We start from the raw sequence: 15864 nt of genomic DNA, 5'->3' as shown, positions 1-15864 counted from the left end.
TTTGCGAAAGCACTTATGCTTTGGCACGCGTTCCCCGAGAGTGGATCTACCGGGGGCTGCAAGAGCGCCCCCAGCCTATCAGGCGCCTTAGAAAGAAACGTCCCACTGCAAACGGACTCTGTTCTCCGACTCTTTTTGCATCAGCAATGTGTCGTCTAGAGTCAGGTGCGAGAAATCAAAGGTCAACTTATTCCTGTGGCCATTGAAAAACCAGTTCGCGCCCAGAGTAAATTCCTCTCGCTCGTTGTAGAGCATGCGATCAGCTTTGTTTGGCTCTTTGACGTAAGCATATCGAGCCGCGAATTCCAGTGGCGCGGGTATCGTATCAATCCAGTTGTGGAAAAAGTATCCCGCTTGAAAATAGGCACCCGTCAGGTCGCTCTCGGTTCCTTCGACACGATCTGTAATAAACTTGCGATGCCATTCCTGCTGAACCGAAAACCCTCGGTACTTAAAGGCAAATTCCTGCAGGCCCTGCTCGATTTTAAATTGATCGTCTTGCGCAGCAACGGGTTTGGCAAAGCCGTCTAGGTTGCCACAGCCCGATGATGACCAACGTGTGCAAGGCCCCTCGTTGGTCAGTCCCGCGACCGCGAATGAGCCTGTGGGGAGCTCTGTAAACTCGACGTCGGTTTGACGCGTCTTCAACTGACGCCCCAGAAAATTCCATTGCAACCGACCAACGTAGAGGTGTTCGTCAGAACTGTTTTTAACGCTGCGACCCTCTCCATTGAAAACGCCAGCATAGTAATTAAGGTCAGCGCCACTTCCCTCAAATAAGCGCCCACGAAGCTGAACACCCACTTGGCGATCTACGGTGAAAATACGGTTCACGATTGACCGCTCTACAAATTGTTGACGTCCCGAGGAGTCCACCCTCTCACGGTTAAAGTCGACCTTCCATTGGCCCATACGAATACCGCCCCAATCCCACTTCGCCAAATCGACACGCCAATCGATGACACGTGCTCCGGAAGAAATGGCATCAGCATCGACGTCTCGAGCGGGCTGAAGGTCAACCTCGAAGTAGTACTTAATCCATGGCTGAAAGCCGTGGCCGCCAATCTTCATGCGCAGACGTCGTTGCTCAAAGCTAGACGTACTGTCTGCGTTAAAATTCTTCACCTGACGCGGATCAGAACCAAAGGGGTTGCTATAGCGAAACTGGGCTCGCCATTGCAAGTTAGTCGCAAAGTTTCCATCACGAGTCGCGAGTTGAAACCCCTTTGATCCGTAGCTAGCTTTGATCGGTGATTCATCAGAGACAGCACTGGCAACTGCCTCATCAATAGCCATCTGAATGTTTTCATCCAAGGAAACATCGACTTCCAGCTCTTCTTCGCGCACGACCACCACGGACTCAGGTGCAGGAGCTAGAATGTCTGCCGTGGTCAAAGACTCCTTGTCGACTAATCGGTCAAACTGTTCTTGAGTTATTACGTTATTTTGAAGAAGTATTTCCAGTAATTCTCTGTCCGCGGCCTGCGCGCCTTGCGCACCAAGAACCGACACAAACAGCATTGGCGCAAACGTCTTTACCACTTGTTGTTGAAAAGTCATTGGACACTTCCTCATCAATGTTTGCCGCAAAATATGACAAGTTTGTTGCATTAATATTACAGCGCGAAAACTTTTCACTTTTTCTGGAAAATATCTGGGAAAGTTACCTTTTATACCTGCCTGCCAAGACCTGATTTGCACTGCTTAAGGGCGCCTATGCCGCCGCTCACTGCACTTAAGTTCTAGCAATATCGGGCTTTGGGTGAATAACCAATTCTTGTGATTAGCCAGCCCAGACGGGACGCAACATATATTAGGCAGCGCTCCCGTTCGCCAATCGCCAACACGATAATCCAACGGGACAGCTAATTTACGAGGACATAACCAGCCAAATGGCAGAGCGTCAAAAAAATAAAGTGGAGATTATCAGTGAGTCTCAGTGCACAGGCGGTCATTGCTCCCGTGCTGCGTGCTGCGCCGCGTTGTTTATTGAGCTCTACATCTAGAACTTTGTATCTAGCAGCCAACTCATAGTGCAAACGTGAAGGGTTCGCGCCAGATTACGCGCAAAAAAAAGGCCCGGGAGTGGAACTCACGAGCCAAGCCTTCACTGTCTAGACGCTGCTAGCTGTTGGCAATAATTTGTGCGCGGTGCGCGACTTTTTCTGCGCTATTGGCGATTTCCCCAATTTGAGAAAGTAGCTGGTAGAGAAAAATCGCATCGACGGGCGACACTGTTTCTTCATGAGCTTTCAGCTTGGAGCGGAGCTTTGTTTGCATCTCGTCAGACTTACGCTCTAGCTTCTCCACGGCCAGCGATTTGGTCATTATGACCTTCACTTGACGGGCACCAAACGCGGTTCGCGACAACTCTCGCGTGGCAGTGACGACCTCAACCCCCAAACCCACACAGTCGACAATGGTCTTAATGTACTTGGCTAAAGACTTCTCCAATGGCGCGGGAAACGCGAGCTCTCTGCCAAGAGATAGGCCGACCACATCTTTCGTGTGATTGGCCATCGTGTCCTGCATTCGTACTAATTCGAGAAGGTCAGAGCGCGACACCGACATCCATATACCTCGAGGCATGTTGCGACGAACGTTGCGCTTGAGGTCATCAGCAATTCCCTCAAGGTCAACAATCTCTGCCTGCACTTTTGCCGCCTTTGTCCACTTTCCTGCCTGAGCAGCGTCAAAGTAATCGGGTAATTTAGCGACACATTTCGCACAAGCTTTGACATGCTCATCCAGCATGGCCAGTGGTGAACTGCTAATCACTTCAGATATCGCAGACCTAACTTCCATGATGTTGCCCCTCAAATTTATAAAACATTAATTGACCAATGATGCCCAGCTGCACTGCGCGATATAAGTGCTGCGGCAGCGCCTTATCAAGCTGACGCCTAGACATTTGTTGCACACTTTTTCGGGCGACCGGTCGGCCATTCGCCAAGCTCATAGCTTCCATCAGCCGCCAAAGGCCGCGCGCAAGATAAAGAAGAATATCACGGATAATGTTGCTCCCGCCGGCAGCGTTACCACCCACGAGGTGACGATCGCGCCAATAGTGGGCAAGTGAAGTGCCTCTACGCCCCGCGCTAAACCCACACCGAGTACTGCACCCACCAACGTATGGGTTGTAGAAATGGGGAGCCCCGTGGCCGATGCCAACACTACCGTCGTCGCCGCTGCCAATTCCGCAGCGAAGCCACGACTGGGCGTCAATTCCGTAATTTTACGTCCTATGGTTTGTATTACTCGCCAACCGTAGGTGCCTAAACCCACAACGATACCCAGCGCGCCAACACCGAGAACCCACCAGGGCAAACCCGATTTAGCCACCACCTGACCCCCTGATTGGATCGTGCTGACCACGGCCGCCAAAGGCCCTACCGCGTTGGCCACGTCATTTGAGCCGTGAGCAAAGGCCATTGCACAGGCGGTAAAGATCATGAGGATTCCAAACACACGCTCAACGTTTGCCGCGCTGTTGATATCGCCGGAATCCGATTTGATACGACGCAGCAAAAAAGCGCCCATCAGTGCTACCGCTGCCCCGGTGAAAATCGAGAGCACCATGGCATTGGCAAACTTCGAATCCATACCCAAGTCGACCTCGACACCAATATGCTTGAGCCCCTTCAGCAAGGTCACCATGCTGATCATAAAGCCAACGAGCCACATGTACACGGGCACATACTTTCTAGCACGGGCGAAGGTATCTTCATGATCAAGAATAAAGTGCTTCACCGACATGAAGAGCAAAAACGCGATAGTGCCCGAGAGCAGGGGCGAAACAACCCAGCTCGCGGCGATAGCGCCGACCTTGCCCCAGGCAACCGCATCCACTGAAATTCCCACCGCGGCGAACCCGACGATGGCGCCCACGATAGAGTGCGTCGTTGACACCGGCCAACCCCGCATACTGGCAATCGCCAGCCAGGTCGCAGCAGCCAGCAATGAGGCCAACATGCCATACACCAGAAGTTCGGGTGTATCGGCCAACAACGAGGGATCAACAATACCTTTGCGGATTGTAGAGGTCACCTCGCCTCCCGCGAGATAGGCCCCCAGAAACTCAAAGATTGCCGCCACTAGAATCGCTTGCTTGAGTGTGAGAGCACCGGCACCCACTGAAGTCCCCATGGCATTAGCGACGTCGTTCGCGCCAATCCCCCAAGCCATAAACAAGCCAAAGGCACACGCTAATGCCAGCAGTACAACACCATGAGAAGCAATGATTTCCACGATCTAAGATCCCTGTATGGACACTGTGTTGACGCGCAGTATAGCGGTAGAAATGTTACAGTCAGATGACAAATTGGCTCACGTGAAAAATAATTCAATATTTTTTAAACTTCTGATTTATAACGATTTTATTGATTTTTTGCGTGACTTTCAGAAAAAACCCCCACAAATAACACCGTCACAAAGCGTCATTTATGACTCTATGTACGCTCACTTCCACACGTGATTGAAACCGTCTCATACCGCTATGCGCGCCCTGCGCACAACGGGTAAACAACGATATTAGCTGCGTTGAGCTGCGTCTGACTTTCTCCGGCTCAAGCCATGTCAATCTTGGTACCGACTAGACCTATTGTCTCGAGACTAACCACTGTTGATTCGAGAGGTTCAACGAGGCCTGATATCCGAGCATGAAAAATGTATCACGGTCAGGTCGAGGCTTTGCTGCTACCCTTCACCGTCCTCCACGCTACGAAACTTACGAGACCATCAGCATGTATTATGAAATGGCAGCCAATGACCACGGACTCCCCCACGACCCTCTCAAAGCTTTGGTCGCACCACGACCTATTGGCTGGATCAGCTCAATCAGCGCCGATGGCATACCCAACCTTGCCCCCTATAGCTTTTTCAATTTGCTCGCCACGTCACCGGCGATCGTGGGGTTTTCCAGCGGTATGCGCAAAGACTCTCAAAACAACATTGAAGAAACCGGTGAGTTTGTTTACAACTTTGCCTCGGTGGATTTAATTGATGCCGTTAACATCTCATCCTCCCATGTAGCCAGCACAGTCAACGAATTTGAGCTTGCCGGCGTGACTGCCGTCGCCTCTACCTGCATAAAAGCACCCAGAGTTGCCGAAGCCCATGCACACCTCGAATGCGAATACTTACAGACGGTAGAATTACCCCATGTTTCAGGGAAGGAAATTCCTTGGAGCCTGATCTTAGGACGGGTAGTTGCAGTACACATTGACGATGCGTTTATTAAAGACGGCCTTGTCGACACTGTGGGCATGCAACCCCTGACACGGATGGGTTACATGGATTACGGCGTATTGAGCCACAAGATCACCAAAGAGCGTCCTGAGGAAATTGGCAACATGGATCTTTCGGGCCTCGCCGAGCAATTGGCAAAATAATTTGTAATTACCACAGGGGCATGATGAAGCTGAAGCCTCGGGATCGATATGAGTGCGCTCCAAAGAATTTGATGCCGCGGCTTTTTAAGCGCGTTTTACAAGGAGCGCGAAAAAGTTATTGCCGGGCGTAATTTTCCCTCGTTACACACTGGCCCTTTTTTATCGGCGCCTGACGTTATCGTCCTCTCAGTCGCACAAAACCGCCGCCTGAGAGCCTAGCCCAGACCCAGCGCAAACGCCTACCTCACCGGCTAGGCCCACGCAGCGCCTTTACACCTAACACGGAACAATGGGTTGGCCCCTCGTTGAGACGAAACGAAGACGCCCTAAGGCCCACAAAAAAAGCCCCGGTAACGGGGCTTAAGTCTTCGACTAAACTTCGATTTTAAAACGGACTTACGACGGTTTAGGCCATTTTTAACCGTCGAACACCCAGCCAGCCGATCAACCCTGCTGCCAGGCCCAAGAGCCATAATGGTAGTGGAACAGGCACTACAGGTAGCTTACCTGCTGGGTAGGCTAACGCTACCGGGTCTCTCAGGATGCCGGGGGTTTTATCCAGGTCGAGATCGCCATCGTCAGTGATGCTGTAGGTCACGCTCTGAACCCCGATCACCGCATCCTCAATCACTGTCCAATCACCGGCGTCGGTTACCTTGTACAGCTCGGTACCTTCGGGAATGGCCACCTCAACGTCTATTGTTACCACCATCGTCTCGGGATAAGTGCTGTTTGGGTTGCGATCACAGTCGACGACTGTGAAGCCCACCGTGTTAGCAAACGCCAACTTCACACCCTCAGGCGGCGTAGGTGCCGGCGCCACCACAGGCTGACCCGAGACCTTACAACTGGAGTCCGGATTCTCTGGTGTGATCGTCACCTCCTCAGGGAAGGTGCGCACGATCGAAGCAGTGCCAGACGCATCGTTGCTTGTCAGCGTAGCCGTCAACGCACCAGCGTCAGCCACCTGCAGCGTGATCGCCTTTAGGTCAGCACCACGAACTGCCAGACTCGGCGTCTCCCAGCTCAGAACCCGCGTTGTGCTATTCCACTCCAAACCCGCATTACCGGTTGGCGAAAGTCCTGCCGCTAAGGTAATGCTGTTAGCGATCGCCCCCGAAGCCGCACCACCAATGTTCACAGGACCTGCGGTTAAGGTGACCGCATCGCCCGCCTCAGCCTCAGGCACACTAAACTGCGCGCCCGCCTGAACAATCGCGGATGGCGCCATCGTCACCTGTACTGAAGCACTCGCACTTTGTGTTGTGCCACTGGTAGCGGTCAGACCCGCAAGCAATGTGGCATTACCCGCAGCGTTGGGCGCTGTAACTGTCGGACTCAAGGTCACCGACGCCCCCGCGGCCAAGTCAACGTTCCAGCGAACCACCTGATTGCCGAGGGCACTGTCAAGAGTTCCGCCGTCCAAAGCACTGGCGGTAAAGCCCGCCGGCAACGTTAACGAGAGCGCCGTCGCATTTGCGGCGGCATTGCCGGTGTTCTGCGCCGTCAGACTCGCGGTAAACCCAGCGTCTGTATTGACAGAGCCCGGTGCAGTCAGCGACAACGCCAACGCCTCACGTAAACCAATGACCGTCGTGGCCTCCGCTGTGTCGCTCGTGTCAGTCCCTGTCACACTCGCCGTATGCCGTAAGCGGCTGTCCGCAGCCCCACTAACCTCAATGGTGACCTCCCGACTTCCCACACCATCCACAGCCACATCACCCAGACTCCAGGTATAGACCGACCCAGAGACCGCGGCGTTGGCGCTGTCGATCATGGTCGCATTGCTGGGCAACACGTACCGCAGGGTGGCGGCTGTCGCCGCCGTACCCGTATTTTGATAGCTCAACGTCACGCCACCTTGCGCCCCGTCTTGCAACACATCCGGCGCCGTCATCGACAAGGCCAACTCCGCCTGTGCAGCCACCTTAACGGTGCTCTGGGCACTGTCGTAAAAGCGAGTAGCCGTGCTCACACTGACGCTATTGACCAGCTGCGTATCATTTTCCAGACCCGAAGGAATCGTGACCTCGTAATCGAGGGCCACATCAGCGCCGGCATCAAGAGTAAAGTTTGACCACGTCAGCGTACCGGCCTCAGCATCAATCGCAGCGCCGCCACTGTCGCCCACTATGCAAGCCTGACCGCAAGCCGCGATCAACGCGGGAACCTGATTCACGACCGTGATACCACTGCGTGCAGCGGGACTCTCATTCAGTAACGTCAACGTGTAGGTCAGTGTATCGCCCACACTAACAATGCTTCCCTCTGCGTCGTTCCCCGCAGCATCACTCACTGCGATAGAGACCGATAGCTTTTCAGCCACAACATCGGTCTCGGCCGAGACAGATTCCTCTCGCGACTCTGCACTGTTGAGAACAACCCGGTGGTCAATAACGCTGCCATCCGCATCGCTGTCGGCGGTAAGGATATAACTCACCTCCCGCGTGCTTTCAGCCGCGATCTCACCCACGTTCCAAGTCAGTGTCTCACCGGCAACACAAGGATCTGCACTGCAGCTACCGCCCTGGACACTGGTGAGTGTCGTGTTAACAGGCACCTTGCTGGTCAACGTCACGCCGGTCGCCGCCGCGTCACCCGTATTACCAAAGCTGACCGTCACGGCAATCTGATCACCCGCCACCACCTGATCGGGGACGATCATCTTCAAACCGCCCAAGGCCGGTGACGCTTTCTCGCCAACCCTGATAGTCGACATCCCAAGCGGACCACCGCGTTCAGCCGCCGATGTCGCCTGCTTAACACTCGCCGAGCCGCCGCGGCGACGTTGTTGCTGCGCCTGCAACTTCGCACCCACACCCACGACCCCAGCACTGATATTTTGGGTGTCGCCAATGTAAGAGATCGCGTGAAGCTCAGAGTTCACCGCAACACTCGGGTCCACCAGCACCGTGATTTGCTTGGTCTGATCCGTGCCGGCCACTATGGAGCTCAGGGACCAACTCAAACGACCGCCATCTGCTTTCGAGCAGTCATCGCAGTCTGTTACCGTCACCCCGTCTTCAACCTGCAGCTGCAAGGTTGTCGTGCCAGCCGCAAGGGTGCCTGTGTTCGCAAACCGCAAGGCATACGTGAACGAGTCACCCGGCGCCGTAGCCTCCGGATTACTGATCGAGGATTCCAGCACCGCGGCGTTGGCGACCACAGCAACTTCTGCCTTGTCAGCCCATACCTCGCTGTCTGCAGTGCTTAAGCGCACACTATTATTCAGTGACGTGCCGAGCACGGCATTACCCGCTACTTCCACTTGCAAGAGCACCTTACCGGTCTCCAGTGGCGCCAATAGATCGGTTGTTAACTGCCAAGTTGTTTCTTGGGTATCAGGATCGATTGTCACCGTGCCGCCCGTCTGATTGAGCAACCGCGTATCGGTGGGCAGAACATCGGTCAGCGTGACATTCGTCACCGCCTCACTCGATAGGTTTTGGTAAGTGATCTCATAGACCACCACCTGACCCGGCGCCGCTGTTTGTCTGTCAGCACGCTGACTTACCGCCAACACGTCTTCAGTGATCGCCGCCACTAACACGCTCGCGGCCGCCGCCTGAGGCACCAGGGCATCTCCCACCGTATTCGTGCCAGTAAGGCTACCCGATACCGAGAGCGTTTGCGCTTCAGCCGTCTCATTGACCAACACCGAGAGGCTCGCGGTCTCACGCTCTTTGGCCTCAACTGTACCCAGCTCAAGGCTGATTTTTCCTACATAGCCCTCAGAACAGTCATCCGCACCACAGCGCGCATAGTTAGGCCAAGCCAACAGCGTGGTATCGACCGGCGTATCGGTGGCCAGCACAACCTCAAAGGCCGCCGCATTACCGATATTTTGGAATCTGAAAGCCATATCGAGCACATCGCCCGGCAACAGCTGGTCCTTAGGATCAAGGCTCAGCTGCAGATCCAAGACCGCAGTCCCAGTCACACTCAGTGACCTCGAGGCACTGTCAGTGATGACATTACCCGCCGCCGTTGTGCTCACCTCCGATTTGAGAATGACAGCACCCTCGGCTTGCGGCGCCTGCAACCTTACCGACAACACTTCCACTTGAGCAGTGTCGAGATTGTCTACCGTCCAGGTCACTGCGTTACTGTTACTGTCGTAGCTAGGCGCATCACCCACAGCCGCACCGACATACGTCGCGCTGCCAATATCCAACGTCACCGTCGTCGAGCCTGCCGACCCGCTGCCCGTATTGCTCAGGTCAACAAACGCCGTAAACTGCGCGCCCACATCGACCACACCTTGCGGTTGCGTCGCCACGTCAACATTCAACTTAGGCAATGGCAGCGCAAGGATCTCAGTGGTCGCTGAAGCCTTGCTGTCAGCAGTTTCAAGCTCGTTGGTTGCTGACGCCGATAACGTCGCTGTGAGCGTCGCGTTAGCGGTCGCATCAACACCAATACGTACTTGTACAGTCTGGGAGCGTGGATCGTTAGGAGCCAGTTCTCCCACCCAACGGCACGACGTACCGTTACAGGTAGCCCCCCCGTTACCCTCAATGGTAAACGGCACATCGCCTTCCCACGTGAGCGTAATCTCACCACCTTCGGTCGGACTCTGCCCGACGTTTTCCACTGACAAGGCGTATTCAATGACCTCACCCGGAAGCACGGTCTCCGCGAAACTCAACGTAGCGCTCAGCAAAGACTTGGCACTGACGATCGTCCCCGCCACGTCGTTGATCGAGGTTGCAGCACCATCACTGAGGGTCGCAGAAGCGATCAGCTTGGTACCGTCAGTGACGCCGGCACCGATCGTGGCACCCACCTTCAGCTCACCGCCGCCACCATTGGCAGAGCTGCCCGCTGGCACCTCGATATTCGTCCAGGTGATTTGCGAACCATTGATAGCGCCCTCGCCTGCATCGATGATGCTAATACCCGAGGGAATATCCAACGTCAGTACGCCATTATCAAACGGCGTGGTAGACGCGTTGTAATACTGAACCTCATAGTTAATTTCCTCGCCAACGCTGCCGCTCTCAGGGGCCTTCAAAACAACATTCAAACAACCCACTGCCTCTGTGGGACTGAAACCGATTGGCCGACCACGATTATCAAAACCAAGGCCGCACCAGGCGTCGGTAGTGGTGTCAAAGTCACTGTAGTCCGTTACCTTCGTAACGTTCCAACCCGACAGGTCCTGATCAAAAGCTTTGGCTTGTTTGAACATGGCGTTCATGTCGGTGACGTTACCGGTATTCCAGTTGGAAATATCTTGGTTAAAGACCCCCGCGTTTTTGAACATGCTGGCCATTGTTGTGACGTTGGACGTATCCCAAGTAAGGGGTTGATTAAAACTTTGGGCATTTAAGAACATAAACTTCATTCTTGTCACTGAGCCAGTCTTCCATCCGCTGATGTCTTGATTGAACGATTTAGCACCGTTGAACATGTAGCCCATGTCGGTGATGGCGCTCGTATCCCAAGCGCCGATGTTCTCGTTAAACGCCCTTGCGCGCACAAACATGGCATTTAGGCTGGTAAGGTTCGCAATATCCAAATCAACGATGGCAACGCCCCCCGGACCGGCCATATCGACGAATGCCCTAAAACCGTCGGCTAATTGATTGGCACAGCGCCCCGCTACGGTCTCTCCTGCCGCGCCGCAGGGGACGTTTCCCTGCGCTCTAGAGCCAAATTGAGTGATCGTATTCAGCCAGCTGAGTCGCACCCCCATATCATCGGGCTTGTGACTGCGGTTAGCCCAATCAAACACTGCCCTGACGACACCGGCTGATTGTTGACAGAACACAGCGTCATTGTCTTGGTTGTTAACGTTAATCGGCAAACCACTTTTACAAATATCCGTGCTGTCACCCTCGACCACCGTTAACACATGAAAGTCGGCGTACTCGTACTCTTGCCCATCTATCTGACAAACCCACTCGTCATTGCTGGCAGCAGTAGACCAATCCAACACGTCGGCACAGCTTGACGAAAGCGTCACCACTACCCGTTTCGAGGCAGGGCTATCGCCTTCGCTGTTTTGCGCTTTGAGCGTAATGGGGAAGCTTTTGCCATTAATCAGATCAGGAATCACGATTGGGCTTGCAGCTTTTTTGGGGTCTAGCGAACTGTAGGTGACCCCGTCGGTACTATATGAGTAGTTGGTGATCTCATTACCACCATCATCCCCTGCAGTGAAAGCGACAGTAGCGGTGCCATTACCCGGCGTCGCTACAAGGTCATAGGGCGCCTCGGGCTTACCCGAGGGCACGGCCACTGCAACAGGGTCGCTGATTTTGCCAAGTGTGGGATCTGCGTCCAGAGGGCCGTTATCTATGAGGTCATAGCTAATTGTTCTGCCGTTGATGCTGGCACCCTCAATGGCACTCCACAGGCTGTTTTGATACTCATACTTATAAGCCATGCCCTCAGCAGGCGGGTCCTCACTCAGCGTGATTTCAACGGCCACCGTCTCCTCGTCCTTGCAGTTTTCGAGGGTGAAATCGAGCATGTTCTCGTACGCCGATTTCACATTGCCCTCCAGCGCCGGTGCTTCCACCAATTCCGCTGTCGCAATAGAGCAGCTACTGCCACTCTCTGGCGTAATGTTCAGGTCAATTGTCTTACCATCGTCGGTGACAATAATGAACTGTGGCCGCAGCAATGTTGCAGCTTTAGGGTCTGAATTCGCACCATAACCCTCGGCATTAATCGCCCTGATTGACACGCTATAAGTCTCGCCGTTTTCTAAACCCGCAATGACAAATGAGTTGCCTGTGCTTGTGGGGTTTAAATCAAACCAACGCCCGCCATTAATTTGATAGGCATAATTAGTAATCGCCGAGCCATTGTCGCTTCCTGAGGTGAAGCTCACTGACAACTGTTGATCGCCGGGGGTGAGTGCAACGTTGGTGGGTGCGTCAGGGACTGATGCGCCCGACTCAGGTGTAAACTCGAGGATGTCAGAAGGCTCGCTGAACAAAGCCTGCCCTTCAGAACCGGTCTGTGTTTTAAGCACCACCGAGTAGGTTTGATCGTTGGTAAGATCAGTAAATGTGACGGGCCCGCTGCTAATAGCAGGATCCAGCGCCACAAACGGGCCGCCATCTAAACTGACAAGGTAATTGGTAATCTCAGCGCCATTTCCCGTATTAGTATTTTCAAAGTCGACAATGGCTGATTCATCGCCCACTTCTGCCGAGAGGTTTGTTGGCGGCAGAGGCTGCCCTACGGGGATAAAACTCACCAAATCTGACGCCTCACTTTCGAGCGTCTCGTCATCCAAGCCCGCGCTCAGGGTGCGCATAGTCAGTGTGTAGGTTGTGCCGTTGGTCAAACCGGAGATGGTAAAAGGCGCCACGTTGTCACCGTCAGGGGTAGAGGTCCATTCGCCCTCATCCACTTGATATTCATAGGCCAATACGGTTGCACCGGCGTTATCGCCCGCGCTAAAGCTCACCGTGACCTGCTTGTCTCCGACGGTTACAGATTGTATCGACGGTGGCGGGGCAATTACTGCGGGAGGAACGGCTTCAAAGTCATAGGTTGCACCGTTGATTTCAAGAAAATCGAGATACGTCTCGCTAGGTACACTACGCGTGCCCCCCCACCGAATGCGTTTGACCACCCGGTCACCATAAAACGTGATCCATTGGTTGAGGGTGTAGGTCTCGCCGGCATTGGCGTCATCGCTATTGTTTTGGTTGTTGTTTTTGAACAGTGACGTCGCGGGGTCTACGGTGACGGTATTCCAAGCATTCGTCGAACCCAAAGACTGTTTATTGACTTGTAAATAAAGCGCTTCCGCTCTTTCTCCGTCCAAACGAGCGATGAGAATGCTCAACTGAGGATAGTTGCCCTTCGCGTCGTGCCACACCTCGTAGCTCAAACTCTCAATATCATGGAGTTTACCGAGGACCCGGCCCCCGGCATTAAGATCCTCAGCTTTGATTTCTGCTCGCCAAACATCACCGGACTTCGAGAGGCTCGCATTTAAGCTCTTGGTATTTCCCCCGTTTTTATCAGGGATGCCCGCCTGGTCACGCTCTTTTACATAGTCGGAGGAAGCGCTAGAAAGATAAAATCCACGAGCGTCGGTACTGTCGACCGTCATTGTAATAGGGGCCAAGTCGGCCCGCGGCCGAAAGGCCACGGTGGCGCTCTCACCCACTCCCGAATTACTCACAGCACGCAAAAACAAGGTGTCCTCACGTCCGTTTTTCAACCCCGACAAGACAACAAACTGGTAAGGCGATGGAAGATTGCCCAGTGAGGTCCAAGTAGCAATGCTGCCCGCATCACCGTTCAAGCTGTATTGATAATCTATAATCGCACTATCACCGGGATCACCCGGCGTAAACGTAAAGGTAATGCCAGCTTCAGTGCCAGGTGCTGCGACCAGGTCGGTCGGGGCCGACGGCGGCAAAGGTAGCAACCCCTCAAAATCGTAGGTGACGCCGTTCACCTCGATTTGGTCGACGTAAGTCGTGTTCGTGGTCTTGCCGCCTGAAGATCCCGTCTGCCACCGGACTAAATTGATCCGCCGGTCGCCGTACTCGGCAATCCACTCAGACAGCGTCTTTGCTTCGGATTTTTCCCCTTCAGAAAGATAAGCACTGCGGAAAAGTGTTTCATCGAAATCAATGCTGACCGAATTCCATCCTGCGCCGAGTGGAGGCACTTGACTCATATCAACATTCAATTGCGCGATGGTTTTTCCATCATCACTGTTGTCGTTACGCGCCATCTGAAAACCCAGCTTGGGATAATTCCCATTACCGCTGTGGTTCACCCTGAAGCTGAGACTGGTGAGATCGGAAAGCCGGTCAATCTTGCGGCCGCCGTAGGCGCCGCCTTCTTCGGTTTTTACATCGGCCTTGTACTGTGCGGGCTTGAGGAACAATCCCCACCGGTCGCCTCCCTGGCCAGTTAATGAAGCGTTTATGCTGGCGTTACCGCCGGGCAATCCGTCCGCAATACCGACCGCACTGCGGTCCTTCACATAGTCTGATGTAAAGCCTGCCAAAGAGAACCCTAGAGGGCTTCCCGCTTGCACTGTAAGCCCAATGGCGGTGGTCGCTTTTCGCGGCGCGAAAATCACAACAGGGGATTCCTCGCCCTCGCCCGCATTGCTGACAGCGCGCAGGCCCACGCGGTAATCGGTGCCGTTGGTCAGACCGGCAATGGTGATAGGGGAGCTGGTGCCACCGGTCGACGTCCAATTACCCTCGCTCCAGTTCCCAGCGCCGTCCTGAGTGCCGAGCTGATACTCGTAACGGGTAATGGCCGAGGTGTTAGCCACGGCAGCGGTAAAGGCCACGGAGACTTGGCCGTCCCCCGGCGTTGCCACCACATCAGTGGGCGGGCCTGGCGGCTGAAGAGGTGCGCCCTCAAAATTAAAGGTTGTGCCATTAATCTCGAGGTAGTCAATATACGAGGTAAATTCAAAAGCGTTATTTTTGTTGCCGTAGCCCCAACGAATCGAAGCAATCTCGAGATCGCCATACAGTTGTATCCACTGATTAATCGTGTAGTTTTGGTGCGTGTTGGGGTTGATCGGCGAGTCGGCATCTAACGGGCCACTGTGTCGAAATTTCGATCCCTTCCCTCCTCTTCCGGTGAAGTCGACGGCCACCGTGTCCCATTGACTCGGATTAAGTCGCTGGTTATTCCGCACAAAGTGCAGACTCTCGTACTTTTTGTACGTGTACATTTGACCATCGATTTGAAGATTAGGCTTTGCCCTGAGGGTCACGGAAAACTGGGGGTAAGTCAGAGGATCGCTGTGGTGAATGTGCCAGCTAATGCTCTTGAGGTCGCTTAGCGTCGTAATATCTGTCAAGCCCGCAGCAGCAAAATCTTGTTGGCGCAACTTCACATAACGCTTATTACCCATGGCGCCGGACATCGTAAAATTGAGCGAAGCAGAGCCACCCAGAGAGTCGGCTATGCCGGTAACCGGCGCCTCCCCCGCAGCAGTGACAGCGGGCTTTGCGAAAAAGCTCCAGCCCCTATGGTTGCTTTCGTCCACCACCAAGGTTTCAGCCGACGTTAGCGAGGCGCAGGCCAAAAGGCAGAGTGTTGCTAACTTAAAAATCAGATTAACCATATAAACTTCAACACCCTTTTTCACAGAACAACCCCGGTTTACAGCCGAGGTAAACGCGACCATGGGACCTAAAATCCCGTCGCCGCAGGGTAGTGAGTTGAAGCATGAAAGTTAATGGCGTTGTTAAAAACTGTCGCTTAATGCTAAAGATTATGTTTTTTAATACATTGTGGGGCGTAGAGCACCAGCCACAACGTGCAAACTAGTGGGCCAACAAAAGAACGTAAAATTAATGTTTTGAGACTCATATAACTACAACAGCTCGCAGAGCACCGACCAATAGATGGATAACCGCAAATACGCGGTTTCATGGTGTATGCCCCAAGCCAGATACAAATACGGACCTAATGCACGTTGCCCGCTTTTGAAACAATTTAAGGTCAGTGGTTTACTTAAAAT

At 53.8% G+C, this 15864-nt stretch carries 5 protein-coding genes; 1 reads left to right on the top strand and 4 read right to left on the bottom strand.

Annotated elements, in window-relative coordinates:
* Nucleotides 1-87: 87 nt before the first annotated feature.
* The 3 genes from ACMAZB_RS04985 to ACMAZB_RS04975 form a co-directional block, all read right to left on the bottom strand.
* Nucleotides 88-1560: a porin gene (locus ACMAZB_RS04985; RefSeq protein WP_435219647.1), complete on the bottom strand. Its 1473-nt coding sequence runs from the start codon at nucleotides 1558-1560 to the stop codon at nucleotides 88-90.
* Nucleotides 1561-2124: 564 nt separating this feature from the next.
* On the bottom strand, nucleotides 2125-2805 hold the full coding sequence (locus tag ACMAZB_RS04980; RefSeq protein ID WP_435219646.1) for a TIGR00153 family protein: 681 nt from the start codon (nucleotides 2803-2805) through the stop codon (nucleotides 2125-2127).
* Between the two features lie 162 nt (nucleotides 2806-2967).
* Complete coding sequence (locus ACMAZB_RS04975) at nucleotides 2968-4248, bottom strand: inorganic phosphate transporter (RefSeq protein ID WP_435219645.1); 1281 nt, start codon at nucleotides 4246-4248, stop codon at nucleotides 2968-2970.
* A 410-nt stretch (nucleotides 4249-4658) separates the two neighbouring features.
* On the opposite strand from ACMAZB_RS04975, the gene ACMAZB_RS04970 reads away from it, so the two are divergent.
* Nucleotides 4659-5390: a flavin reductase family protein gene (locus ACMAZB_RS04970; RefSeq protein WP_435219644.1), complete on the top strand. Its 732-nt coding sequence runs from the start codon at nucleotides 4659-4661 to the stop codon at nucleotides 5388-5390.
* A gap of 406 nt (nucleotides 5391-5796) precedes the next feature.
* Here the strand turns inward: ACMAZB_RS04970 and ACMAZB_RS04965 are convergent, their stop codons facing one another.
* On the bottom strand, nucleotides 5797-15465 hold the full coding sequence (locus tag ACMAZB_RS04965) for a BspA family leucine-rich repeat surface protein (RefSeq protein ID WP_435219643.1): 9669 nt from the start codon (nucleotides 15463-15465) through the stop codon (nucleotides 5797-5799).
* Nucleotides 15466-15864: the final 399 nt, after the last annotated feature.

Origin of the sequence: Luminiphilus sp. nBUS_07 (assembly GCF_051201685.1) — a bacterium.
In the GTDB taxonomy this organism is placed as follows: domain Bacteria; phylum Pseudomonadota; class Gammaproteobacteria; order Pseudomonadales; family Halieaceae; genus Luminiphilus.
The sequence above is the reverse complement of the archived record's forward strand: the minus strand, read 5'-3'. Positions and strand labels throughout refer to the sequence as shown.